Raw genomic sequence first — 22,998 nt, forward strand, 5'->3', positions numbered from 1 at the left:
TGGTCATCGTTTCGATGATCAATCACAAGTCATCGAGGAATGTTTTATCAAGTTGCTTGAATGCCCGCTTCAGCGTATCAGCCAGCGCCTGATAATCGGGTTTCCCCTCTACCGGCGCGAGCGCCTGACCAGCATCCTGCAATTTGCCGCGCACCTCATAGAACCAGGACAACACGGATGGCGGCAGCGGTGTGACCGAGCGTTTGCCGAGCCACCACAGCCCCTGCATCGGCAGACTCAGGGCAAACAGCGCGGTAGCAACAGCAGGACCAAGCTGTCCGCCCAGCGCAATCTGCCAGCACAGAGTAAAGACCGCGAGAGGCGGCATCAGGCGAATAGCGTGACGGGTGGCGCGGATCACCCGGTTTTCAATAAAGACGGGCGCCAGGCGCTTTTCCAGTGGCCACGTCTTTGCATAGTGCTGTCCCCGGCGAAACAGGCTAAAAAAGCTCACGGATGGATTCTCGGGTGTCGACATGGCTTACCTCAACTTCACATATAAAATTTAAAAAATTCGTGCAAAACCACAACTGCTCATGACAACGTTCAAAAACTTTTGTCAGCGCTACCCAGTATCGGGTATCCTGTGCCGGCCTGCAAAGGCCTTAGACGAGGAACGTTCACTCGTCAAATTATCGCACATTATGCCATTGCCGGAAAAATGCGCAAAATGGCATAAAATCATATGTATTCTTTTCGTCATGCCAGAATGTCCTTCAGGCATGATGTTAATCATAAATGTCAGCGATATCTTGCGCTACGATCCTTGACTCACTGACGTTTTTTTAGCCACGTATCAATAATAGGTACTTCCATGTCGAGTAAGTTAGTACTGGTTCTGAACTGCGGTAGCTCTTCCCTGAAATTCGCCATCATCGATGCGCTCAACGGTGAAGAGTACCTTTCTGGTTTGGCCGAATGTTTCCATCTCCCTGAAGCACGTCTGAAGTGGAAAATGGACGGCAGCAAACAGGAAGCGGCTTTAGGTGCAGGCGCCGCTCACAGCGAAGCGCTGAACTTTATCGTTAACACTATTCTGGCACAAAAACCGGAACTGTCCGCCCAGCTGACCGCAATTGGTCACCGTATCGTTCATGGTGGCGAGAAGTACACCAAATCTGTGGTCATCGATGACAGCGTTATTCACGGTATTAAAGACTCAGCCTCTTTTGCACCGCTGCATAACCCGGCTCACCTGATCGGTATCGCTGAAGCACTGAAAGCCTTCCCGCAGCTGAAAGACAAGAACGTGGCCGTATTTGATACCGCGTTCCATCAGACCATGCCGGAAGAGTCTTACCTCTATGCCCTGCCGTATAAACTGTACAAAGAGCACGGCGTTCGTCGCTATGGCGCACACGGCACCAGCCACTTCTACGTCACGCAAGAAGCAGCAAAAATGCTGAACAAGCCGGTAGAAGAAGTGAACATCATCACTTGCCACCTGGGCAACGGCGGTTCTGTTTCTGCTATCCGTAACGGCAAATGTGTTGATACCTCCATGGGTCTGACCCCGCTGGAAGGCCTGGTCATGGGCACCCGCTCCGGTGATATCGATCCAGCGATCATCTTCCACCTGCACGATACCCTGGGTATGAGCGTAGAAGATATCAACAAGATGCTGACCAAAGAGTCTGGCCTGCTGGGTCTGACCGAAGTGACCAGCGACTGCCGTTACGTTGAAGACAACTACGCCGAGAAAGAAGACGCGAAACGTGCAATGGATGTTTACTGCCACCGTCTGGCCAAGTACATCGGCTCTTACACTGCGCTGATGGACGGTCGTCTGGATGGCGTGGTCTTCACCGGCGGTATCGGTGAGAACGCGGCAATGGTGCGCGAACTCTCCCTGGGCAAACTGGGCGTGCTGGGCTTTGATGTTGACCATGAACGTAACCTGGCCGCGCGCTTCGGTAAGTCTGGCTTCATCAACAAAGAAGGCACCACGCTCGCAATGGTTATCCCAACCAATGAAGAGCTGGTCATCGCGCAAGACGCGAGCCGTCTGACTGCCTGATTCCCCACCGCCAGCAATGCTGGCGGTGCTGTTTTGAAGCCCGCCCGTTTTCGGCGGTAACGAAAGAGGATAAATCGTGTCCCGTACTATTATGCTGATCCCGACCGGAACCAGCGTAGGCCTGACCAGCGTCAGCCTCGGTGTTATCCGTGCGATGGAACGCAAAGGCGTTCGTCTGAGCGTGTTTAAGCCAATCGCTCAACCACGTGCTGGTGGCGACGCACCAGACCAGACCACCACTATTGTTCGTGCAAACTCTAACCTGCCAGCCGCTGAACCGCTGAAGATGAGCCACGTTGAGTCTCTGCTCTCCAGCAACCAGAAAGATGTGCTGATGGAAGAGATCATCGCTAACTACCACGCTAACGCCCAGGATGCGGAAGTGGTACTGGTAGAAGGCCTGGTTCCGACGCGCAAGCATCAGTTTGCCCAGTCTCTGAACTTTGAAATCGCCAAGACGCTGAACGCGGAAATCGTGTTTGTGATGTCCCAGGGTACCGATACCCCGGAACAGCTGAAAGAGCGTATAGAGCTGACCCGCAGCAGCTTCGGCGGCGCGAAAAACAGCAACATCACCGGCGTGATTGTTAACAAACTGAACGCACCGGTTGATGAGCAAGGCCGTACCCGCCCTGACCTGTCCGAAATTTTCGACGACTCGTCCAAAGCAAAAATCGTGAAAATCGATCCGGCTAAGCTGCAGGAATTCAGCCCGCTTCCAGTGCTGGGCGCGGTGCAGTGGAGCTTCGATCTGATCGCCACTCGTGCTATCGACATGGCGCGTCACCTGAACGCCACTATCGTGAACGAAGGCGATATCAATACCCGTCGCGTGAAGTCCGTGACTTTCTGTGCGCGTAGCATTCCGCACATGCTGGAGCACTTCCGTGCAGGTTCCCTGCTGGTTACCTCCGCTGACCGTCCTGACGTGCTGGTTGCAGCCTGTCTGGCCGCAATGAACGGCGTGGAGATCGGTGCGATCCTGCTGACCGGTGCCTATGAAATGGACCCACGCGTCAGCAAACTGTGCGAACGCGCATTTGCCACCGGCCTGCCGGTCTTCATGGTGAACACCAACACCTGGCAGACCTCCCTGAGCCTGCAGAGCTTTAACCTGGAAGTGCCGGCTGACGACCATCAGCGTATCGAGAAAGTGCAGGAATACGTTGCCGGTTGCATCAATCCTGACTGGATTGAATCTCTGACCGCGACCTCCGAGCGCAGCCGTCGTCTCTCTCCACCAGCCTTCCGTTATCAGCTCACCGAGCTGGCGCGTAAAGCGGGCAAACGCGTTGTTCTGCCTGAAGGCGACGAACCACGTACCGTTAAAGCCGCGGCAATCTGTGCCGAGCGCGGTATCGCCACCTGTGTGCTGCTGGGTAATCCGGATGAGATCACCCGCGTCGCGGCGTCCCAGGGCGTTGAGCTGGGTGCGGGTATCGAAATCGTGGATCCGGAAGTGGTGCGCGAAAGCTATGTTGCCCGTCTGGTTGAGCTGCGTAAGAGCAAGGGTATGACCGAAGCCGTTGCCCGCGAACAGCTGGAAGACAACGTGGTTCTCGGTACCCTGATGCTGGAGCAGGACGAAGTTGATGGCCTGGTTTCCGGGGCTGTTCACACCACCGCGAACACCATTCGTCCGCCGCTGCAGCTGATCAAAACTGCGCCAGGTAGCTCTCTGGTTTCATCCGTGTTCTTCATGCTGCTGCCGGAACAGGTTTACGTTTACGGTGACTGTGCGATCAACCCGGATCCAACCGCTGAACAGCTGGCAGAGATCGCGATTCAGTCCGCTGACTCCGCGATTGCGTTCGGTATCGAGCCGCGCGTTGCGATGCTCTCCTACTCCACCGGTAACTCTGGTGCAGGTAGCGATGTAGAGAAAGTACGTGAAGCCACCCGTCTGGCGCAGGAAAAACGCCCGGATCTGGTTATCGATGGCCCGCTGCAGTATGACGCCGCAGTTATGGCTGACGTTGCCAAATCTAAAGCGCCTAACTCGCCGGTTGCTGGTCGCGCTACCGTGTTCATCTTCCCGGATCTGAACACCGGTAACACCACTTACAAAGCGGTACAGCGTTCTGCCGACCTGATCTCCATCGGGCCGATGCTGCAGGGTATGCGCAAGCCAGTGAACGACCTGTCTCGTGGCGCGCTGGTAGACGATATCGTCTACACCATCGCCCTCACTGCGATCCAGGCTTCACAGCAGTAAGCTGCTGCCAAACGTAAAAAGGCGACCCCAGGGTCGCCTTTTTTATTATCACCGTTACGCTTCTTCTTGCTTAGCCGGTTCGTTGTTGGCATTGCGGCTCATCCACAGCGCCAGCGCTTTTAACGAATCAGGCGTGAAGTCATCGCAACGGGCGGTGATCTCCGTCGGGGTCATCCAGAAGACTTCGCTGACCTCTTCTTCCTGCAGCGCAAACGGGCCGTGGGAGACGCAGCTGAAGAGGCCTCCCCAGACGCGGCAGTGGCTGTCTTCAAAGTAGAACTGACCGTGTTCGGCAAACGGCACACCGGCAATCCCCAGCTCCTCTTCCGCTTCACGGCGGGCGGAGTCAAGTAACAGCTCATCGGCCTGCACCACACCGCCGGCCGTTGCATCGAGCATGCCGGGCATGAAGTCTTTCGTTTCGGTACGGCGCTGCACCAGGATATTGCCCATACCATCATGCACCACGATATAGGTCGCGCGATGGCGAAGGCGCTGCGCGCGCATCTGCTCGCGGCTCGCCTGGGCGATGACTTCATTGTCTTCGCTGACTATATCTACCCACTCAGTACTTGCCAAATGACTCTGCTCCACCATCGGGAAACCTTCTCTTTATAGCGCTCTCACGGCGCGTTTACTGTTGAGGAGTAAGTTACGGATTAATCCTGGACTCTGCAATAACCTGGCTGTCATTCAGCGTCATAACGCACAAATGGCCCTCTTCCAGCATCCCATAGCTGGGTGGAAACCCGCCTTTAGGCAGGCTGACGGAGCCAGGATTGAAATGAATAATGTCGCCCTTCTTCCCAACCACCGGAATATGAGTATGACCATAAACCAGGACATCGCCAGCATTCAGCGCGGGCAGATTATCCGGACCAAACAGATGGCCGTGGGTGATAAAGAGACGGCAGTCCTCCAGCAAGATCTGCTGCCACGGGGCGGTGATGGGAAAGTGCAGTAACATCTGGTCGACTTCGCTGTCACAGTTGCCCCGCACGGCAATAATGCGCGAGGCAAAAGCATTAAGCCGCTCTGCAACCTCAGCGGGGGCATAGCCTTCGGGTAGCGGATTGCGCGGGCCGTGATTCAGCACATCGCCGAGGACCACCAGCCATTGCGCCCCGCTCTGGTTAAACAGCGAAAGCACTTTTTCGGTCGCCGGTAGCGAGCCGTGAATGTCCGATGCAAACATCAGCTTCATCAGTGACTCCTTGTAGTGAAAAGCCGCCCCATCATACCTGAATCAGCAGGCCTTATCAGCCAGCCCGCTTCGCTGAAAGCGCCACATAACGCTGCACCGAGGCGCGCTGCCACTGGAAGCTGGCGTAATCCACCAGCTGTTGTGGTACGTCATCACCATTGAGCACCAGGCGGTTGAGCATCAGCGCCAGATCGCTATCCGCAATGCACCATTCCCCGAATAAATTCTGATTGCCGTGGGCCAGAAGCGAGGTGGCGGTATCAATCAGCTGGCTTGCCGTGCGCTGGGCAGTTTCGCTCAGGGCCGGTTTTTTCACCCCGGCAAATACCACGTCGGTAGAACGTTCTTCACGGATGGGCATCAGATCGCTGCGCAGCCACGCCTGTATCTGACGCGCGCGGGCGCGTTTTTGCAGATCGAGCGGATAGATCCGCTCCCATTCCGGCGGCGCAAAACGCTCTTCCAGATATTCGGTAATCGCGGAGGATTCGCTGAGTTCAAACCCGTCCACTTCAAGGAGCGGCACGCGACGGGTCAGCCCATAGCCCCGCCACTGCGGCTGACGGTTCTCCCCCCGGCTGAGGTCGATGGTTTTCAGGGCAAAGGGCAATCCCTTTTCGGCCAGCGCGACGTACACGCTCATCACATAGGGTGAAAAATAGTCGGCATCTGACCACAGGGTAATCGCAGGTTGGCTCATAACGTCCTCATAAGGCTTCGCGTGATGGGTAGATATCCAAAATATAACCTCCTGCCCCGGCTGTCACTTGATGAAAACTCACGATTTATCATCACCACCTATACTCGATCTATGTAGAAAAAAGCGCTATGACAGGAGTTGCGATGATTGACCTTTACTACGCCCCGACGCCCAACGGGCATAAGATCACTCTTTTTCTGGAAGAGGCCCAGCTGGACTACCGCATCCTGCCGGTCAATATCAGCAAAGGCGAACAGTTCCGCCCCGAGTTTCTCGCCATTTCCCCCAACAATAAAATTCCGGCGATTGTCGATCGCGATCCGGAGGATGGCGGTACCCCGCTGAGCCTGTTTGAGTCTGGCGAAATATTGCTCTATCTGGCAGAGAAAACCGGCAAGCTACTGAGCGGGGAATTACGCGAACGCCACGTCACGCTGCAGTGGCTCTTCTGGCAGGTTGGCGGCCTGGGGCCGATGATTGGTCAGAACTACCACTTTAACCATGCTGCGCCACAGCCTATCGCCTATGCCATCGAACGTTTCCAGGTCGAAACGCAGCGGCTCTATAACGTCCTGAACAAGCGTCTGGAAAAATCGCCGTGGCTGGGAGGCGAACACTACAGCATCGCGGATATCGCCTGCTGGCCGTGGGTCAACACCCATGAAAACCATCGTGTCGACCTGGCATCATGGCCTGCGGTAAACAACTGGTTTGAACGTATCCGCACCCGCCCGGCAACCGAGCGTGCAATGCAAAAAGCGCAGCAGATATAAACGCTTTCCTCATGTATTATGGTGTCGATAATGACACGGAGGAAGCCTGCAATGTCCCAGCAAGACGCAATTATTCGTATTAAAAATTTACGCCTGCGCACCTTTATTGGAATCAAAGAGGAGGAGCGTGCTAATCGCCAGGATATCGTTATTAACGTGACGATCCACTATCCGGCAGACAAAGCCCGCGCCAGTGAAGACATTAATGATGCGCTGAACTATCGCACCATTACCAAAAGCATTATTCATCTGGTGGAGAATAACCGTTTCTCTTTGCTGGAAAAATTAACTCAGGATGTGCTGGATATCGCACGCGAACATCACTGGGTCACCTATGCTGAAGTCGAGATCGATAAACTTCACGCGCTGCGCTACGCCGACTCCGTCTCGATGACGTTAAGCTGGCAACGCTAAGCGCAACCCTGGAGGTGGTATGAAAATCCTGGTAACCGGCGGCACCGGCCTGATTGGCCGGCATTTAATCCCACGTTTGCAGGTATTAGGCCATGAGCTGACTGTGGTCACGCGCAGCCCTGAGAAGGCGCGCCAGCTTCTCGGCTCCGGCATCGATATCTGGAAAGGGCTGACGGAGCACCAGGATCTCAACGGCTTTGATGCCGTCATCAATCTTGCAGGCGAGCCCATCGCCGACAAGCGCTGGACAAAAGAGCATAAACAGCGTCTGTGCAACAGTCGCTGGAACATCACCCAGCGGCTGGTCGATATGGTTAAGGCCAGCGACACGCCGCCCTCGGTCTTTATCTCCGGTTCGGCTTCAGGTTATTACGGCGATTTAGGCGAGGTGGTGGTGACCGAAGAGGAGCCGCCGCACAATGAATTTACCCATAAGCTGTGCGCCCGCTGGGAGCAGATTGCCTGCGGTGCCCAGAGCGAAAAGACCCGCGTATGCCTGTTGCGCACCGGCGTGGTGCTGGCCCCCAAAGGCGGGATTCTCGGAAAAATGCTGCCGGTATTTAAGCTGGGTCTTGGCGGCCCGGTCGGTAACGGGCGTCAGTACCTGGCGTGGATCCATATCGACGATATGGTCAACGGCATTCTCTGGCTGCTGGATAACGATCTGCGCGGCCCGTTCAATATGGTCTCCCCCTACCCGGTGCGTAACGAGCAGTTTGCCCATGCCCTGGGCCATGCGGTGCATCGCCCTGCCGTAGTTCGCGCGCCCGCCACCGCTATCCGGCTGCTGATGGGGGAATCCTCCGTGCTGGTGCTGGGTGGCCAGCGCGCGCTGCCGAAGCGCCTGGAAGCCTCCGGCTTTGCTTTCAGGTGGTATGACTTAGAAGAGGCCCTGGGAGATGTGGTAGGTTAAATTTACCCTGTCAGATGTTAATTTGTTATCTTCGCTCCCTGTTCAAGGCGCTTTGATGGCAACCATTACCACTCCCCGGCTGACGCTCTCCCCTTTTGAGCCCGCCGACTGGCCTTTTTTCCACAGGCTGCGTGAAGCGCCGGAGATCATGCGCTATATGGCCGCGATCGCCCCGGAAAAAGAGATCCGACGCCTGTTTGCCGCCCGTCTTACCGCCCCGCACATCTTTGTGATCCGCGTCCATGATGATGCCACCCCGCTCGGGGATATTGGCCTGCAAATCAGCTCCCACTACCCTGAAGAGGCCGATATAGGTTACACCGTGATTGCCGCCGCCCAGGGCCAGGGAATAGCCAGCGAGGCGCTGCGTGCCGTGTGTGAATATGCGTTTATCCGGGTGGGCGTAAAAGCGATTAACGCATATGTGCTGGCGGACAACGGCGGATCGGTGCGGGTGTTAGAGAAAGCGGGTTTCATGCGCACCCAGGTACTTGAGCAGGCATATGAGATTAACGGCGTGCGGTATGACGACTGGGTGTACCGACTGGAGGTAAGTGCGGCCTGAATGCCGGGCGGCACTGCGTTTGCCCGGCCTACGGTTTTGTAGGCCCGGTAAGCGTAGCGCCACCGGGCAACAAACTACTTCAACGATCCCTTAAGGAACTGCTGCAGACGCGGGCTCTTCGGGTTGGCCAGCACCTCATCCGGATGCCCCTGCTCTTCGATTACGCCCTGATGGAGGAAAATCACGTGGTTGGAGACGTTACGGGCAAAGCCCATCTCGTGAGTTACCACCACCATGGTTTTCCCCTCTTCAGCAAGCTGCTGCATGATGCGCAGCACTTCCCCCACCAGCTCGGGATCGAGCGCGGAGGTAGGTTCGTCAAAGAGCAACACTTCCGGCTCCATCGCCAGCGCACGGGCGATAGAGACACGCTGCTGCTGACCGCCGGAGAGATGCACCGGGTATTTCATCTGCTGGCGTTCGTCGATACCCACTTTCGCCAGGTATTTCTCCGCCCGGGTACGGGCTTCCTGCTTGCTTAAGCCCAGCACCTGCACCGGCGCTTCCATGACGTTCTCCAGCACCGTCATGTGACTCCAAAGGTTAAAGTGCTGGAACACCATCGTCAGACGAGTACGCAGCAGACGAAGCTGGTGTTTATCCGCCACCTTCAGCTGACCGTCTTTGTCCTGCACCAGATTGATGTTCTCACCGCTGACCACAATCGAGCCGGCACTCGGCTTTTCAAGAAAGTTAATGCAGCGCAGGAAGGTACTTTTACCCGACCCTGAGGAGCCGATAATACTGATCACATCGCCCGCATTAGCCTGCAGCGACACCCCTTTCAGCACTTCATGTTCGCCGTAGCGTTTGTGCAAATCGATAACGTTTAATTTGTTCTCAGCCATCTTCATTCTCAGTGCGTCGAAGGTTTGACATGCTGCAACCAGCGTTTTTCCGCTTTGCGGAACAGGCTAATCAGGACATAAGAGATGATTAAATAGAGCACTGCCGCGATCCCGAAGGCGGTAAAGGGCTGATAGGTCGCCGAGTTAATATCACGGGCAATCTTCAGCAGGTCCGGCACGGTAGCGGTAAAGGCCAGCGCGGTGGAGTGCAGCATTAAAATCACTTCGTTGCTGTAGGCAGGCAGCGCAATACGCAGCGCCGACGGCAGAATAATGCAGCGATAGAGCTTCACCGAAGAGAAGCCATACGCCCGCGCCGCCTCAATTTCACCGTGCGGCACGGAGCGGATCGCGCCGGCAAAGATCTCGGTGGTGTAGGCGCAGGTGTTGAGCGTTAACGCCAGCACGGTACAGTTCAGCCCGCTACGGAAGAACGCGTTCAGCATCTCGGTGCCTTTGACGATTTCCAGCGTGTACATCCCGGAGTAGAAGACCAGCAGCTGCACATAGAGCGGCGTACCGCGGAACACGTAGGTAAACAGCCAGATGGGGAAGCGAATATATTTGTTGCTGGAGACGCGGCCAATGGCGAGGAAAATCGCCAGGATCCCGCCCATTACCACAGAAGAAATCAGCAGCCAGAGGGTGATCGCCACACCGGTAAAACGGTATCCGTCGGTCCACAGCAGGGATTTCCAGTATTCCTGAATAATTTCGATCACAGGTCAGCCCTCTTCACACCCACGGAATAGCGCCGTTCGAGCAGGAGCAGCACGCCATTGGAGACGGTGGTAAACACCAGATAAATCACCCCGCAGACAATCGCGAAGTAGAACGGCTCCCAGGTGCTTTTGCCTGCCAGCTGCGTGGCTTTTACCACATCTTCCAGCCCCAGTAAGGAGACCAGCGCCGTTGCTTTGAGGATAACCTGCCAGTTGTTACCAATTCCCGGCAGCGCAAAGCGCATCATGGCCGGAAACATAATGCGGCGAAACGTCTGTGAGGAGGTAAACCCGAAGGCCGTAGCCGCTTCGATATGCCCTTTCGGCACCGCGAGATAGGCCCCGCGGAAGGTTTCGGTAAAATAGGCGCCATAGATAAAGCCCAGGGTGATGATACCGGCCACCATCGGATCGATATCAATCTGCGCCATACCGATGGCATCCGTAATGCCGTTAAGGGCGATTTGCAGACCGTAGAAGATCAGCAGCATCAGCACCAGGTCAGGCACCCCGCGGATCAGGGTGGTATAGCCCTCAAACAGCAGCGCCATCGCCCGATTCGCAGAGAGCTTCGCGCCCGCGCCTGCAAGGCCTATCAACACGGCCAGCACCACTGAACTGAGAGCCAGTTCAAGGGTGACCAATGCGCCTTGTAAAATTACGCCAGAAAATCCGTACAGCATACCGCCTGCCCTGTCGTGAGTGGTGTAGCCGTGTCTTTTCCCCTCCCTGGACGGAAGGGGCCGCACGTTATTAAGTGGAGGGATTAACCACCGTAGACATCAAAGTCGAAGTATTTCTTCGCCAGTTTTTCGTAAGTGCCGTCGGCGCGCATTTCAGCAAAGGCTTTGTTCAGCGCTTCACGCAGTTCGTTATCCTCTTTACGCAGACCCATACCGGTGCCCACGCCGAAGAGTTTCTCATCCTTGATGGACGGACCGCCAAACTTGTAATCTTTACCAACCGGCTGTTTCAGGAAGCCTTCGCTGGCTGCCACTTCATCCTGGAAGGCGGCGTCAATACGGCCCGCAGTCAGGTCAGCGTAGATATTCTCCTGGCCCTGGTAAGAGACGATTTCAATTCCTTTCGGTGCCCAGTGCTCGTTGCCGAAGGTCTCCTGAGTGGTGCCCTGCAGCACGCCCACACGTTTACCTTTCAGGGATTCAAGGGTTGGCTGAATATCGGAAGATTTCGCTACCACCAGACGCGAGTCCGCTGCATAAAGCTTGTCGGTAAAGGCAATCTCCTGCTGGCGTTTTTCGGTGATAGAGAGGGAAGACATAATGGCATCAATTTTTTTCGCTTTCAGCGAAGGGATCAGCGCATCCAGTGGGTTTTCAACGAAGGTACACTCTGTTTTGATACGTTTGCACAGCTCTTTAGCCAAATCGATATCAAAACCTACCAGTTCACCCTGCGCATTCTTCGATTCGAAGGGGGCATAAGTCGGGTCAGTACCAATACGAACTTTTTGCGGAATTGCTGCAAATGCCGCGGTAGCGCTGGAAAAGGCCAGAGCCAGAGAAAGTGACAAAACCAGTTTTTTCATATCTATCCTCAACAGACTGTCTTCTTACGGGATTTTAACGCCGACGGGGCGCCTTTAATGTGCCACTAATCGACGCGGCAAGGCAAAAGATTATGCCCGGCAAGCGCGAAAAAGTGCATTGCGAGTGCTTAACTATTCACTTTATAACCAACACAGCGCACGATTTGCACCATCCTGGTTCGCAAAGGCCATTGTCGCACCATAACGGGGAGCATTATGGTGCGCACCCGTCAGTTCCGGTTAGTCGCCGTAAACATTGAAGTCGAAGTATTTCTTCGCCAGTTTGTCGTAGGTACCGTCTTTACGCAGTTCAGTGAAAGCTTTGTCAAAGGCCGCCTTCAGCTCGGCATCGTCTTTACGCAGGCCGATCCCGGTGCCGTCGCCGAAATATTTTTTGTCTTTGACTGACGGGCCAGCAAAGGCAAACTCTTTGCCCGCCGGTTGTTTCAGGAAGCCTTCGCTCGCGGCGACTTCATCCTGGAAAGCCGCATCCAGACGCCCTGCCGCCAGATCGGAATAGATCAGATCCTGGTTCTGGTACGCCACTACATCCACGCCCTTCTCACGCCAGTTGGCGTTCGCATAGCCTTCCTGCGTTGAGCCCTGCAGAACGCCTACATGCTTGCCTTTCAGCGAGTCAATGGTTGGCTGGATTGGGGAGCCTTTCGCCGCAATCAGACGTGAATCCGCCGCGTAAAGTTTCTCAGAGAAGGCGATCTCCTGCTGACGCTTTTCGGTAATCGAGAGCGAGGAGATGATCGCGTCAATCTTCTTGGCTTTCAGAGACGGGATCAGCGCGTCGAAGTCGCTGCCCACCCAGGTACATTTCACGGACATGCGTTTGCACATCTCATTTCCCAGGTCGATATCAAACCCAACGAAATCCCCCTTCGCATCTTTCGATGAGAACGGGGCATAGGTTGCGTCTGTACCGATACGTACGTTCTGTGGGAGCGCCGCAAAGCTGCTTGCCGCAGCGCTTAATCCCACCAGCAAAGACAGAGCCAGAACCGTCTTCTTCATACATTACCCTCAAGTGTCGTGATTTTCTTATGTAATAGATTGTGTTGTGTGTTGTTGCAGGCAATCTCTTGCAGGTCTTATGCCATATTGCAGATAACGCAAAATTACGGCGTTAAATATGTTAATGAAAGGTTGCAGGATTACCTTAATGGTGAAAGATAGCAGGTCTGCCAAACGAACCGCAGTGCCTGGAAAGGAAAAAAGGAATTAAATGTTGAGGATATGATCGCTGTTGCAGAATTGCCCTGAAACAGGGCACGTTGCGGTGAAATGCACTCTGGCAGAACAGCCTTACCGTCAGGCGCCCTGCCAGCGGGTAAAGAGATCGTCCGGCAGGTCAATGTCGAACTGATCGAGCACCCGGTTTACGGTCTGATTAATCACATCATCCAGGCTTAGCGGACGGTGATAAAACGCCGGCACCGGCGGCATGATCACCGCCCCCAGTTCAGCGGCCTGGGTCATCAGGCGTAGATGGCCCAGATGCAGCGGGGTTTCGCGCACGCACAATACCAGCGGGCGACGCTCTTTTAATATCACATCGGCCGCACGGGTCACCAGCGTATCGGTATAACTGTTGACGATGCCAGAGAGAGTTTTGATGGAACAGGGCAGGATCACCATGCCCGCCGTTTTAAACGACCCGGAGGAGATGCTGGCGGCGATATCGCGCGCGTCATGCACCACATCGGCCAGCGCCTGAACGTCACGCAGGGAGTAATCGGTTTCGAGAGAGAGGGTCTGACGCGCAGCCTGGCTCATCACCAGATGCGTTTCAACCTCGGCGACGTCGCGCAATACCTGCAACAAACGGACACCGTAAATCGCGCCGCTGGCCCCTGAGATCCCTACAATTAATCGTTTCATGATGTTCGCCCTTTCTGTTACAGGGCTGACTGTGCAGGATTTTGGCGGGAGTTGCAAGCGAGGGCAGATGTCCTCGCCTGCGATAGTGCTTAACCTTCGTTATGCATCTCTAAACTTTCGAGATCGTTCGCCAGCTGGACGGCTTTCGCGTCGTCGTTGCGCAGTGAATCGAGGTAGTCCAGGTAGCCCTGATCCACATCTTTGGTGACGTAGATACCGTTAAACACCGAGCACTCGAACTGCTGAATATCCGGGTTCTCGGCGCGCACCGCGTCGATCAGATCGTTCAGATCCTGGAAAATCAGGCCGTCGGCACCGATGATCTGGCGGATCTCATCCACTTCACGACCGTGGGCAATCAGCTCGTTGGCGGTAGGCATATCGATGCCATACACGTTCGGGAAGCGAATTTCCGGTGCCGCAGAGGCCAGATAGACCTTCTTCGCACCCGCTTCACGGGCCATCTCGATAATCTGCTCAGAGGTGGTGCCGCGCACGATGGAGTCATCCACCAGCAGCACGTTCTTATCGCGGAACTCGGCGCGGTTGGCATTCAGCTTGCGGCGCACCGATTTACGGCGCAGCTGCTGGCCCGGCATGATAAAGGTGCGGCCAACGTAGCGGTTCTTCACGAATCCCTGGCGGTAAGGTTTACCCAGAATACGCGCCATCTCCAGGGCGATATCGCAGGAGGTTTCCGGGATAGGGATCACCACGTCGATATCCAGGTCTTCCCACTCGCGGGCAATCTTCTCGCCGAGCTTGGTTCCCATATTGACGCGGGCGCTGTAGACGGAGATTTTGTCGATGAAAGAGTCCGGGCGAGCGAAGTAGACGTACTCGAACAGGCACGGATTGCTGACCGGATTCTCTGCGCACTGACGGGTAAACAGCTGGCCTTTCTCGGTGATGTAGACCGCTTCGCCAGGTGCGACGTCACGCAGGAACTCAAAGCCCAGGGTATCCAGCGCCACGCTTTCGGAGGCGACCATATACTCGGTGCGGCCATCGCCAATATCGCGCTTGCCCAGCACCAGCGGGCGGATGCCGTTAGGATCGCGGAAGGCGACCATACCGTGGCCGATAATCATCGCGACGCAGGCATAAGCGCCACGGATCAGGCGGTTAGTGGCGGCTACCGCGGCAAAAATGTTGTCAGCTTCCAGCGGATAGTGGCGGAAGTTATCCAGCTCGCTGGCAAAGACGTTGAGCAGGATTTCAGAGTCAGAAGTGGTGTTAATGTGACGACGCTTCTCTTCAAACAGCTTCTTACGCAGCTCGTGAGCATTGGTCAGGTTGCCGTTGTGGGCAAGCGTGATGCCATACGGCGAGTTAACGTAGAACGGCTGAGCTTCAGAGGCGCTGGAACTGCCAGCAGTCGGGTAACGAACGTGACCAATACCCATGTTGCCTTGAAGACGCTGCATATGGCGGGCTTCGAACACATCGTTTACCAGGCCGTTGGCCTTACGTAAACGGAAGCAGTTGTGTGCATCAATGGTGATGATACCCGCAGCATCCTGCCCACGGTGCTGAAGCACCGATAATGCGTCATAAATAGACTGGTTTACCGGCATGAAACCGGCGATACCGACAATACCGCACATTCGTCATTTCCTCGTTAAGCCACATCTCAGGGTTTATGCCCTGGGCAAAAAACTCGACGAGCTTTGCAGATAGTCAAAGAACCATCTGATGATGAAGCTGAACTGCGGGATAAGCTGCGATTTCTGCCAGTCTTCACTTTTTGAGAACCCGGTAAAGGTATCAAGGAAGAATAGTATCGCGGCAACAATCAGCGCGCCTCGCAACGCCCCGAAACAGATCCCCAGCACCCTGTCCGTTCCTGACAACCCGGTTTTCTCGACCAGCTGGCCAATCACGTAGTTAACAATGGCGCCGACAATCAGCGTCGCGATAAACAGCACCGCGATGGCAATCCCATTTCGAACCCGTTCATCTTCAAAGCCCGTGAACCAGACAGACAGGTAAGTGTAGTAATGACTGGCAACAAAGAAGGCACAGCCCCAGGTTACCAGCGATAACGCTTCACGAACAAAGCCACGGATCAGGCTAACCAGACAGGAAAAACCTATCACCGCAATGATGGCGTAATCAATCCAGACCATATGTGTCCCACGATCAAACGCCCTGTCATCCAGTTCGGGGCGAATTCTAACAGAAAAAGAAAACGTTTGCGTAGGGATTTCCTTCCCGCGCGTAAATAAAAAAAGCGCTGAAAAAATACTCAGCGCCCCAGGCGGGTTACCTTCTCAGGCAATCTGCTGCGCCTGTTTTTGCCTTATCCCGTAAACGAGAGAAACCCTCAGTTCACGCTGTAATTCATCACCACGCCGCTCAAACCAGAGAGTTTATTCAGCTCTCCAAGCGATCCCTTCAGCTTGTCTCTCGACGCATCCGGCCCTACGAGAATACGGGTGATTTTACCCTGTACCGGTGTGGTAGGTGAAGTGTAAACGCGATACCCCGCACCACGGAGTTTGGCCACCACCTCGTTGACCTTATCGGCGTTTTTCAGGGCACCGAGCTGCACAACGTAGGCTTTACCGGTCGGGGCCGGTTTCTCTTCTGCCGCCGGTTTGGCCGGTGGGGTTTCTGTCGCCGCCGCCAGCTGCTGGCTGGTGTTATCGCGCTGCGGTTTCGGCTGCGGCTTCTCAACCGGTTTCGGTTTTTGCACCGGTTTTGGCGCATACTGCTCAACCGGCGCCGGAACGGGATCCAGCTCGTTGTTGTTTCCAGCTGCCAGACGCGCCGGATCTAACGATGGCGCCGCGGCATCGCCCGCGCGCACCTCTTCAGCCGCCCCTTCTGGTGGCTGTGCAGGCAGAGCCTGTGTTGCCGGGAGCATGTCCGGCTCATCCCGATCGCCCGGTTTCGGCACCAGCGGGATCGCCGCAAACTCATCCTGATAATGTTTTTTCTGTCCATCAAGCAGCCCGGGGAGAATAATCACCCCCAGCGCCACCAGCACAATGGTGCCTGCTAAACGGTTCTGAAACTTACTTGCCACCGGTTCTCCCCGCATCCATTACGTCCATGACATGTGCCACCGTGTGGAACGAACCACACACCAGCACGGTATCTTCTGGTCTGGCATCGGCCATCGCCGCCCGCCAGGCCTGCGCCACGCTATCAAAGCGCTGCCCTGCGCCGAGATGCGCCATTAACTGTTCGGCAGTCGCCCCGCGTGGGCCTTCCAGAGGGGCACAATACCAGCTATCGACCACACTCTCCATGCAGGCCAGCGTGCCGCCAATATCTTTATCATGAAGCATACCGATAACCGCCAGCACGCGCCCGGTTTTTGGCAATAATTTGAGACGTCCTGCGAGATACGCCGCGGCATGGGGGTTATGCGCCACATCCAGAATCAGACGCGGTGATTCGCTGACTATCTGGAAACGCCCCGGCAGAATCGCATGCTGAATGCCGTCGCGCATCGCCTGCTCCTCTACCGCCAGACCACTGGCGCGCAGTGCGGCCAGCGCCGTCGCAGCATTCGGCTGCGGTACCTGGGGCAGCGGCAGGTTATCCAGCGCGCCCGCCGCGTCTTCAAAGCGCCAGCCGCTTTCCGTCACGCTGTAGCGCCAGTCGACGTCACGGCGCTGCAACAGCGCCCCTTTCTCCTGCGCCACGTCAGCAATAGTGTGCGGCATATCGGGTTCGCCGACGATAGCCGGTTTGCCCGGGCGGAAAATACCGGCTTTTTCACGGCCAATGCTCTCGCGATCGGGCCCCAGCCAGTCGGTATGATCCAGCGCGATGCTGGTGATTACCGCCACATCCGGGTCGACAATATTAGTGGCATCCAGACGTCCGCCTAACCCGACCTCGAGGATCACCACGTCCAGCTGCGCCTGCTTAAAGAGCCACAGCGCCGACAGGGTGCCATATTCAAAATAGGTCAGCGAAATATCGCCGCGCGCGGCTTCGATCTCCGCAAACGAGGCGGTGTGCGCGGATTCAGCCAGCTCCGCATTCTGTACCCGCACGCGCTCGGTATAGCGCACCAGATGAGGTGAGCTGTAGACCCCTACTTTGTAGCCTGCCGCCATCAGCATCGCTTCCAGGGTGCGGCAGGTGGTGCCTTTGCCGTTGGTACCCGCCACGGTGAAGACAAAGGGAGCCGGTTTCAGAACATCAAGGCGCGCCGCGACCTGGCTGACGCGCTCAAGTCCCATGTCGATGGCTTTACTGTGCAGGTTTTCCAGATAAGAAAGCCACGCGGCCAGAGGCGACGTGGCTTGGGGAAGAGTAGTATTTTCCATGTTGCGCGCTTTTCAGTTACGGTTAGAAAGCAAAAGGGCAGCGCCACTGGCCCTGCCCTTTTCAGTTATCAGGCCTCGGGTTCCTGATCCGGTACCACCGCGCCTTCGCGCGGCTCATCCGGGCTCGGCGACGGCAGATTCATCAGCTTCGCCAGAATGCTGGCCAGTTTCAGGCGCATTTCCGGACGGCGAACGATCATGTCGATAGCGCCTTTCTCGATAAGGAACTCACTGCGCTGGAAGCCCGGCGGCAGCTTTTCACGTACCGTTTGTTCAATAACGCGCGGGCCGGCAAAGCCGATCAGCGCTTTCGGTTCAGCGATGTTCAGATCGCCCAGCATCGCAAAACTTGCCGATACGCCGCCCATGGTTGGGTCGGTCAGCACGGAGATGTACGGCAGACCGCGCTCCTGCATTTTCGCCAGCGCTGCGGAGGTTTTTGCCATCTGCATCAGCGACATCAGCGCTTCCTGCATACGGGCACCACCGGAGGCGGAGAAGCAGATCAGCGGACAGTTGTCTTCCAGCGCCTGCTCAACGGCACGCACGAAGCGCGCGCCCACTACGGAGCCCATTGAGCCGCCCATAAAGGAGAACTCAAACGCCGCCGCGACAACCGGCATCTCGTGCAGGGTGCCTTTCATCACCACCAGGGCATCTTTCTCGCCGGTCTCTTTTTGCGCAGAGGCCAGACGGTCTTTGTATTTCTTGGAGTCACGGAACTTCAGCACATCTTTCGGCTCAAGCTCGCTACCCAGTTCAACCAGAGAACCTTCATCCAGCAGGCTATGCAGGCGGTTACGCGCCGACATACGCATGTGGTGATCGCACTTCGGACAAACTTCGAGATTACGCTCCAGTTCGGCGCGGTACAGGACCTGGCCACAGCTGTCACATTTAGTCCACACCCCTTCAGGAATACTCGCTTTGCGGGTTGGGGTGATATTGCTTTTAATTCGTTCAATCCAGCTCATTGATAACCTTTCTGCCTGAACCAGGTTTGCTGCAAGGGGCGCATAATGCCATTTTTGCCCCCGGCAGACCATGAATGTTGCACATTAAAACATAACAGCCCGAAACTTTGGATAAAAAAGTGGTCGAACCGCAGTCGTGCCTTTATTTTACTTGTTTTGCCGCCGCGCGACGGTGACGAATCACTTCGATAACGCCCGGCAGAATGGAAACCACAATAATCCCTACGATCAGCAACTTAAGGTTTTCCTGGATCATAGGAATGGTCCCGAAGAAATAGCCCGCGTAGGTAAAGCTCAGCACCCACAGCAGCGCACCGGTGACGTTATAGAGCGCGAACTGACGGTACGACATATGACCCATACCCGCAACAAACGGGGCAAAGGTTCTGACGATGGGCACAAAGCGCGCGAGAATGATGGTCTTACCGCCGTGTTTCTCATAAAACGCATGGGTTTTATCGAGATAGCTGCGACGGAAAATCTTCGAGTCCGGGTTACTAAATAACCGCTCGCCGAACAGCCGCCCTATAGTGTAGTTCACCGCATCGCCAAGGATGGCGGCAATCAGCATTAACACCACCATCAGGTGAACGTTAAGGTCGTTGGTCTCCAGCGACGCCAGCGCACCCGCCACGAACAGCAGCGAATCGCCCGGCAAGAAGGGCGTCACCACCAGCCCGGTTTCGCAAAACAGGATCAGGAACAGAATGGCATACACCCAGACGCCATAATCAGCGACCAGCTCTGCCAGGTGCACATCGATATGCAGAATGAAATCGATCAGAAAGCGAATTAAATCCATATTGTCTAAACCTTTATTGCCACGGCTATCAGTCCGCTAAGAACAGCGGGCCCATTGGCGGTTTTGGAAGGTCAAACCGATCCGGGTAATCGACCGAGACCAGATAGAGCCCTTCCGCTTTCGCCGTTGCTGCCGCCAGCGTTCTGTCCTTCGCCGCCAGCAACTCTGCAATCCAGCTCTCCGGCTGGTGTCCGGCGCCTACTTCCATCAGGCTGCCTGTAATATTCCTGACCATATGATGAACAAAGGCATTCGCTTTGATATCCACCACCACATACGCGCCATGCCGACTGACGTTAATGTGCATCACGTTGCGCCACGGCGTGCGAGACTGGCACTGCACGGCACGGAACGAGGTGAAGTCGTTTTCGCCAATCAATGCCTGCGCCGCGCGGTGCATGCGATCGGCATCCAGCGGCTCGTAAAAATGGGTGACGCCCTGGCCTAACACCGCCGGACGAAGACGCTGGTTATAGATGATATAGCGGTAGCGGCGCGCGGTGGCGCTGAACCGCGCATGAAAATCATCCGGCACATTTTTGACCCAACGTACCGCGATGTCACCAGGCAAATTCGCATTTACCCCCAGCGTCCAGGCCGCGTCTTTACGCACTGCGGTGGTTTCAAAATGCACCACCTGCCCCGTACCATGGACACCGGCGTCGGTACGCCCCGCGCACAGGACATTGATGGGCTCATTCGCCACCTGAGAGAGCGCTTTTTCCAGCTTTTCCTGGACGCTGCGCACCTCATTCTGACGCTGCCAGCCATAATATTTACTGCCATCGTACTCAATGCCGAGGGCAATCTTATGAACGGGCTTTTGCTCCACTTCAGACATCAGTAGAGATACTCCTGCACCAGTTTTTCAGCGATTTTCACCGCCATCAGCGCGCCGCCGAAACGCACGTTATCGGCGACCGACCAGAACTGGATCTGCTCCGGCATACCGTAATCGTTACGTACACAGCCAATGGAGAGACGCGCGTTGCCCGTTGCGTCGCCCACCTGGGTCGGGAACTCGCGCTCTTCAGACAGCTCAATATCTTCGCCGCGGCCAAAGGCATCGCGCGCCTCTTCCGCAGCCAGCGGACGCATGGCTTCAAAGCTCACCATCTGGGCATGGCCGTAGAACACCGGCGACTGCACACAGTTGGCGGAGATCATCAGTCCGTCGTCCTGCAGGATCTTACGCACTTCATCGATGATACGGCGCTCTTCGCGCACGCTGCCTTCACGATCCGGCAGCAGCGGCAGCATGTTGAACGCCAGCTGACGGCCAAAGAAATCCTCTTCGTCCACCGGAATACCATTCAGCAGCTTCGCGCTCTGCCCTGCCAGGGCATCCACCGCTTTTTTACCGCGGGCAGAGACTGACATCAGGCTGGTTACGGCGATACGGGACAAGCCACCTTCGTCGATGAGCGGTTTCAGGGCGCTAAGCAGCTGGCTGGTCAGGCTGTCCGGGACGGCGATGATGTTACGGTTGCGGTAGTCGGCCAGCACGAAGGGGTTCACCTCCGGCACCACCAGCGGCACGTCCGGTTCAAGGGCAAACAGGCCGCTTAAATCAATGACCAGACAGCCTGCGTTGGTGGCCTCTTCAATATACGCGGCGGAAGCCTCGACCCCGGCCGCGAAAAAGGCCAGCTGCGCCTGGGTCCAGTCGAACTCAGCCGCATCCTGAACCATGACAGATTTACCCGCAAAGCGCAGGTGCTCGCCCGCGCTCTCATTACGCGCCAGGGCATAGATGTCGCCCACCGGGAACTGACGCTCAGCAAGGGTTTCGAACAGGGCTTCGCCCACGGCGCCCGTTGCGCCCAGTATGGCAATGTTCCAGCCTTCAGACATGGTGGTTTACTCCAGAAATAAAAAAGCGTCCCTGGCGGGGTATCCGCCAGGGAGCATTAAGAAGACATTAACGAACCGGGTGATGAACGGCGTTGAAACCCAGCTTATGCAGCAGCGACGCCGCAGCAGGATCATCACACATCACATACAGAGAGGACCATTCGCGGCGCTCAACGTAATGCTTACGCAGCTTGTCAAACTCACCCGGTATACCCGCTACTTTTCGCAGCAGCGCGTCATCGCGGCGCACATCATACACTAAATGCACCAGCCTTTTCAGCGTTCCCTGATCCAGCGGGCCGTGCAGGGTGATGCGGCCAAAATCCGGGGTTGGCAGCAGGGTATCCAGCGCCACCTGCTGGGATTTGCCGATAAACGCGCTATACGCCTCAAACACCTGGGTGGTGCCGCGGGCTTTACCTTCGAGGGTGTAACCCGCGATATGCGCGGTACCGATATCCACTTTGTCCAGCAGGGCCACGTTGAGATCCGGCTCCGGCTCCCACACGTCCAGCACCACGCTCAGATCCTGACCAGTTTCCAGGCGCTGCAGCAGGGCCGCGTTGTCCACCACCGGGCCACGGCAGGCATTAATCAGGATGGTGCCCGGCTTCAGGCGGCTAATCAGAGCGTCGTCTGCCAGATGGCGCGTTTTATACGGCCCGTCTTTAAATAGCGGCGTATGGAAGGTGAGCACGTCACACTCGGCCACCAGCTCATCCAGGCTGCGGAAATCCCCTTCATCGCCACGGTCAGCGCGGGGCGGATCGCACAGCAGCGTGCGGATACCTAACGCCTCAAGGCGCTTTTGCAGGCGGCTGCCGACGTTACCGACACCGACAATGCCTACGGTCCGGCTGGTGAGCGTAAACCCGTCACGCTCGGCCAGCATCAGCAGAGAGGAGAAAACATACTCCACGACGGCAATAGCGTTACAGCCCGGTGCGGCGGAAAAGCCAATCCCGGCCTGCTTCAGCCACGCGTCATCCACATGATCGGTTCCTGCGGTTGCCGTGCCGACAAATTTGATCCCTTTGCCAGACAGCAGCGCCTCATTCACTTTGGTTACCGAGCGCACCATCAGGGCATCGGCATCAGTCAGCTCGGCGAGCGGAATGGGACGTCCAGGAACGGCCTTAACCTCACCCAGGCGGCTGAACAGCTCGCGGGCGTAAGGCATATTTTCATCAACGAGGATTTTCACGTCTGAGTACCTGTTTGAGAGGAAGAAAACCTGTCAAGTGTGCCATAATCTGGCCGCCAGGCATA

Annotated in this window: 25 protein-coding genes; 6 read left to right on the forward strand and 19 right to left on the reverse strand. The window is 56.2% G+C overall.

The genetic code is table 11. The features are described 5' to 3' along the window. Nucleotides 1–22: 22 nt before the first annotated feature. On the reverse strand, nucleotides 23–478 hold the full coding sequence (yfbV, locus tag C2U54_RS20840; RefSeq protein WP_103180482.1) for a terminus macrodomain insulation protein YfbV: 456 nt from the start codon (nucleotides 476–478) through the stop codon (nucleotides 23–25). 336 nt (nucleotides 479–814) lie between these two features. Here yfbV and ackA point away from each other — a divergent pair, with 336 nt between their 5' ends. Then, a complete protein-coding gene (gene ackA, locus C2U54_RS20845) occupies nucleotides 815–2,017 on the forward strand; it encodes an acetate kinase (RefSeq protein ID WP_103180484.1) in 1,203 nt (400 codons plus the stop codon). 76 nt (nucleotides 2,018–2,093) lie between these two features. Beyond that, entirely contained in the window at nucleotides 2,094–4,232 is a 2,139-nt protein-coding gene (gene pta / locus C2U54_RS20850; protein ID WP_103180485.1) for a phosphate acetyltransferase, read from the forward strand. A gap of 54 nt (nucleotides 4,233–4,286) precedes the next feature. On the opposite strand, the gene yfcD is transcribed toward pta, so the two are convergent. Genes yfcD through yfcF form a run of 3 tightly spaced genes read right to left on the reverse strand, consistent with a single transcriptional unit; the run spans nucleotide 4,287 to nucleotide 6,136 of the window. After that, complete coding sequence (yfcD, locus tag C2U54_RS20855) at nucleotides 4,287–4,829, reverse strand: NUDIX hydrolase YfcD (protein ID WP_103180487.1); 543 nt, start codon at nucleotides 4,827–4,829, stop codon at nucleotides 4,287–4,289. A gap of 55 nt (nucleotides 4,830–4,884) precedes the next feature. Further along, nucleotides 4,885–5,436 (reverse strand): phosphodiesterase, encoded by a 552-nt coding sequence (gene yfcE / locus C2U54_RS20860; RefSeq protein ID WP_139156355.1) that lies wholly within the window; start codon nucleotides 5,434–5,436, stop codon nucleotides 4,885–4,887. A 55-nt stretch (nucleotides 5,437–5,491) separates the two neighbouring features. Continuing rightward, nucleotides 5,492–6,136, reverse strand: coding sequence for a glutathione transferase (gene yfcF / locus C2U54_RS20865; protein ID WP_103180490.1), 645 nt, complete (start codon nucleotides 6,134–6,136; stop codon nucleotides 5,492–5,494). Nucleotides 6,137–6,279: 143 nt separating this feature from the next. Here yfcF and yfcG point away from each other — a divergent pair, with 143 nt between their 5' ends. From yfcG to C2U54_RS20885, 4 genes are read left to right on the forward strand one after another with little or no spacing between them, the layout of a single operon-like run. Next, nucleotides 6,280–6,909 (forward strand): GSH-dependent disulfide bond oxidoreductase, encoded by a 630-nt coding sequence (yfcG, locus tag C2U54_RS20870; protein WP_103180492.1) that lies wholly within the window; start codon nucleotides 6,280–6,282, stop codon nucleotides 6,907–6,909. A gap of 51 nt (nucleotides 6,910–6,960) precedes the next feature. Then, a complete protein-coding gene (gene folX / locus C2U54_RS20875; RefSeq protein WP_103180493.1) occupies nucleotides 6,961–7,323 on the forward strand; it encodes a dihydroneopterin triphosphate 2'-epimerase in 363 nt (120 codons plus the stop codon). 19 nt (nucleotides 7,324–7,342) lie between these two features. Beyond that, nucleotides 7,343–8,236, forward strand: a complete 894-nt coding sequence (locus C2U54_RS20880) for a TIGR01777 family oxidoreductase (protein WP_103180495.1) — start codon at nucleotides 7,343–7,345, stop codon at nucleotides 8,234–8,236. Nucleotides 8,237–8,291: 55 nt separating this feature from the next. Continuing rightward, entirely contained in the window at nucleotides 8,292–8,801 is a 510-nt protein-coding gene (locus C2U54_RS20885) for a GNAT family N-acetyltransferase (RefSeq protein WP_103180497.1), read from the forward strand. Nucleotides 8,802–8,875: 74 nt separating this feature from the next. Here the strand turns inward: C2U54_RS20885 and hisP are convergent, their stop codons facing one another. The 15 genes from hisP to pdxB form a co-directional block, all read right to left on the reverse strand. Beyond that, nucleotides 8,876–9,649, reverse strand: coding sequence for a histidine ABC transporter ATP-binding protein HisP (hisP, locus tag C2U54_RS20890; protein ID WP_103181114.1), 774 nt, complete (start codon nucleotides 9,647–9,649; stop codon nucleotides 8,876–8,878). Nucleotides 9,650–9,657: 8 nt separating this feature from the next. Further along, nucleotides 9,658–10,371 (reverse strand): histidine ABC transporter permease HisM, encoded by a 714-nt coding sequence (gene hisM / locus C2U54_RS20895; protein WP_103180499.1) that lies wholly within the window; start codon nucleotides 10,369–10,371, stop codon nucleotides 9,658–9,660. After that, nucleotides 10,368–11,054, reverse strand: coding sequence for a histidine ABC transporter permease HisQ (locus C2U54_RS20900; protein ID WP_103180501.1), 687 nt, complete (start codon nucleotides 11,052–11,054; stop codon nucleotides 10,368–10,370). The genes hisM and C2U54_RS20900 overlap by 4 nt, the downstream gene beginning before the upstream one ends. 83 nt (nucleotides 11,055–11,137) lie before the next feature. Continuing rightward, nucleotides 11,138–11,920: a histidine ABC transporter substrate-binding protein HisJ gene (gene hisJ, locus C2U54_RS20905; RefSeq protein WP_032612831.1), complete on the reverse strand. Its 783-nt coding sequence runs from the start codon at nucleotides 11,918–11,920 to the stop codon at nucleotides 11,138–11,140. 240 nt (nucleotides 11,921–12,160) lie between these two features. Then, on the reverse strand, nucleotides 12,161–12,943 hold the full coding sequence (gene argT, locus C2U54_RS20910) for a lysine/arginine/ornithine ABC transporter substrate-binding protein ArgT (protein WP_103180503.1): 783 nt from the start codon (nucleotides 12,941–12,943) through the stop codon (nucleotides 12,161–12,163). A gap of 297 nt (nucleotides 12,944–13,240) precedes the next feature. After that, the gene (locus C2U54_RS20920) at nucleotides 13,241–13,810 is read right to left on the reverse strand and encodes a UbiX family flavin prenyltransferase (protein WP_103180506.1); all 570 of its coding nucleotides are present in this window, start codon (nucleotides 13,808–13,810) and stop codon (nucleotides 13,241–13,243) included. An 89-nt stretch (nucleotides 13,811–13,899) separates the two neighbouring features. Then, a complete protein-coding gene (gene purF, locus C2U54_RS20925; RefSeq protein ID WP_103180507.1) occupies nucleotides 13,900–15,417 on the reverse strand; it encodes an amidophosphoribosyltransferase in 1,518 nt (505 codons plus the stop codon). Between the two features lie 33 nt (nucleotides 15,418–15,450). After that, nucleotides 15,451–15,939: a colicin V production protein gene (cvpA, locus tag C2U54_RS20930; protein WP_103180509.1), complete on the reverse strand. Its 489-nt coding sequence runs from the start codon at nucleotides 15,937–15,939 to the stop codon at nucleotides 15,451–15,453. Between the two features lie 197 nt (nucleotides 15,940–16,136). After that, on the reverse strand, nucleotides 16,137–16,841 hold the full coding sequence (gene dedD / locus C2U54_RS20935) for a cell division protein DedD (RefSeq protein ID WP_103181115.1): 705 nt from the start codon (nucleotides 16,839–16,841) through the stop codon (nucleotides 16,137–16,139). Further along, complete coding sequence (gene folC, locus C2U54_RS20940; protein ID WP_103180511.1) at nucleotides 16,831–18,099, reverse strand: bifunctional tetrahydrofolate synthase/dihydrofolate synthase; 1,269 nt, start codon at nucleotides 18,097–18,099, stop codon at nucleotides 16,831–16,833. The genes dedD and folC overlap by 11 nt, the downstream gene beginning before the upstream one ends. Before the next feature lie 68 nt (nucleotides 18,100–18,167). Further along, nucleotides 18,168–19,073 carry an acetyl-CoA carboxylase, carboxyltransferase subunit beta gene (gene accD, locus C2U54_RS20945; protein WP_103180513.1) on the reverse strand — a complete coding sequence of 302 codons (906 nt, stop codon included), beginning with the start codon at nucleotides 19,071–19,073 and terminating at the stop codon, nucleotides 18,168–18,170. Nucleotides 19,074–19,215: 142 nt separating this feature from the next. Then, nucleotides 19,216–19,875, reverse strand: a complete 660-nt coding sequence (locus C2U54_RS20950) for a DedA family protein (RefSeq protein ID WP_103180515.1) — start codon at nucleotides 19,873–19,875, stop codon at nucleotides 19,216–19,218. Between the two features lie 28 nt (nucleotides 19,876–19,903). Continuing rightward, complete coding sequence (truA, locus tag C2U54_RS20955) at nucleotides 19,904–20,716, reverse strand: tRNA pseudouridine(38-40) synthase TruA (RefSeq protein ID WP_103180516.1); 813 nt, start codon at nucleotides 20,714–20,716, stop codon at nucleotides 19,904–19,906. After that, entirely contained in the window at nucleotides 20,716–21,729 is a 1,014-nt protein-coding gene (locus C2U54_RS20960; protein WP_103180518.1) for an aspartate-semialdehyde dehydrogenase, read from the reverse strand. The genes truA and C2U54_RS20960 overlap by 1 nt, the downstream gene beginning before the upstream one ends. A 67-nt stretch (nucleotides 21,730–21,796) precedes the next feature. Further along, nucleotides 21,797–22,933 (reverse strand): 4-phosphoerythronate dehydrogenase PdxB, encoded by a 1,137-nt coding sequence (gene pdxB, locus C2U54_RS20965; protein ID WP_103180521.1) that lies wholly within the window; start codon nucleotides 22,931–22,933, stop codon nucleotides 21,797–21,799. Between the last annotated feature and the right edge of the window lie 65 nt (nucleotides 22,934–22,998).

Origin of the sequence: Leclercia sp. LSNIH1 (assembly GCF_002902985.1) — a bacterium.
In the GTDB taxonomy this organism is placed as follows: domain Bacteria; phylum Pseudomonadota; class Gammaproteobacteria; order Enterobacterales; family Enterobacteriaceae; genus Enterobacter.

Excerpts from the sequence above, each read along its gene's own strand:
- yfbV (WP_103180482.1), bottom strand. The coding sequence starts at position 478 with ATGTCGACACCCGAGAATCCATCCGTGAGCTTTTTTAGCCTGTTTCGC.
- ackA (WP_103180484.1), top strand. The coding sequence starts at position 815 with ATGTCGAGTAAGTTAGTACTGGTTCTGAACTGCGGTAGCTCTTCCCTG.
- yfcD (WP_103180487.1), bottom strand. The coding sequence starts at position 4,829 with ATGGTGGAGCAGAGTCATTTGGCAAGTACTGAGTGGGTAGATATAGTC.
- yfcE (WP_139156355.1), bottom strand. The coding sequence starts at position 5,436 with ATGAAGCTGATGTTTGCATCGGACATTCACGGCTCGCTACCGGCGACC.
- yfcF (WP_103180490.1), bottom strand. The coding sequence starts at position 6,136 with ATGAGCCAACCTGCGATTACCCTGTGGTCAGATGCCGACTATTTTTCA.
- yfcG (WP_103180492.1), top strand. The coding sequence starts at position 6,280 with ATGATTGACCTTTACTACGCCCCGACGCCCAACGGGCATAAGATCACT.
- folX (WP_103180493.1), top strand. The coding sequence starts at position 6,961 with ATGTCCCAGCAAGACGCAATTATTCGTATTAAAAATTTACGCCTGCGC.
- C2U54_RS20880 (WP_103180495.1), top strand. The coding sequence starts at position 7,343 with ATGAAAATCCTGGTAACCGGCGGCACCGGCCTGATTGGCCGGCATTTA.
- C2U54_RS20885 (WP_103180497.1), top strand. The coding sequence starts at position 8,292 with ATGGCAACCATTACCACTCCCCGGCTGACGCTCTCCCCTTTTGAGCCC.
- hisP (WP_103181114.1), bottom strand. The coding sequence starts at position 9,649 with ATGGCTGAGAACAAATTAAACGTTATCGATTTGCACAAACGCTACGGC.
- C2U54_RS20900 (WP_103180501.1), bottom strand. The coding sequence starts at position 11,054 with ATGCTGTACGGATTTTCTGGCGTAATTTTACAAGGCGCATTGGTCACC.
- hisJ (WP_032612831.1), bottom strand. The coding sequence starts at position 11,920 with ATGAAAAAACTGGTTTTGTCACTTTCTCTGGCTCTGGCCTTTTCCAGC.
- argT (WP_103180503.1), bottom strand. The coding sequence starts at position 12,943 with ATGAAGAAGACGGTTCTGGCTCTGTCTTTGCTGGTGGGATTAAGCGCT.
- C2U54_RS20920 (WP_103180506.1), bottom strand. The coding sequence starts at position 13,810 with ATGAAACGATTAATTGTAGGGATCTCAGGGGCCAGCGGCGCGATTTAC.
- purF (WP_103180507.1), bottom strand. The coding sequence starts at position 15,417 with ATGTGCGGTATTGTCGGTATCGCCGGTTTCATGCCGGTAAACCAGTCT.
- cvpA (WP_103180509.1), bottom strand. The coding sequence starts at position 15,939 with ATGGTCTGGATTGATTACGCCATCATTGCGGTGATAGGTTTTTCCTGT.
- folC (WP_103180511.1), bottom strand. The coding sequence starts at position 18,099 with ATGGAAAATACTACTCTTCCCCAAGCCACGTCGCCTCTGGCCGCGTGG.
- accD (WP_103180513.1), bottom strand. The coding sequence starts at position 19,073 with ATGAGCTGGATTGAACGAATTAAAAGCAATATCACCCCAACCCGCAAA.
- C2U54_RS20950 (WP_103180515.1), bottom strand. The coding sequence starts at position 19,875 with ATGGATTTAATTCGCTTTCTGATCGATTTCATTCTGCATATCGATGTG.
- truA (WP_103180516.1), bottom strand. The coding sequence starts at position 20,716 with ATGTCTGAAGTGGAGCAAAAGCCCGTTCATAAGATTGCCCTCGGCATT.
- C2U54_RS20960 (WP_103180518.1), bottom strand. The coding sequence starts at position 21,729 with ATGTCTGAAGGCTGGAACATTGCCATACTGGGCGCAACGGGCGCCGTG.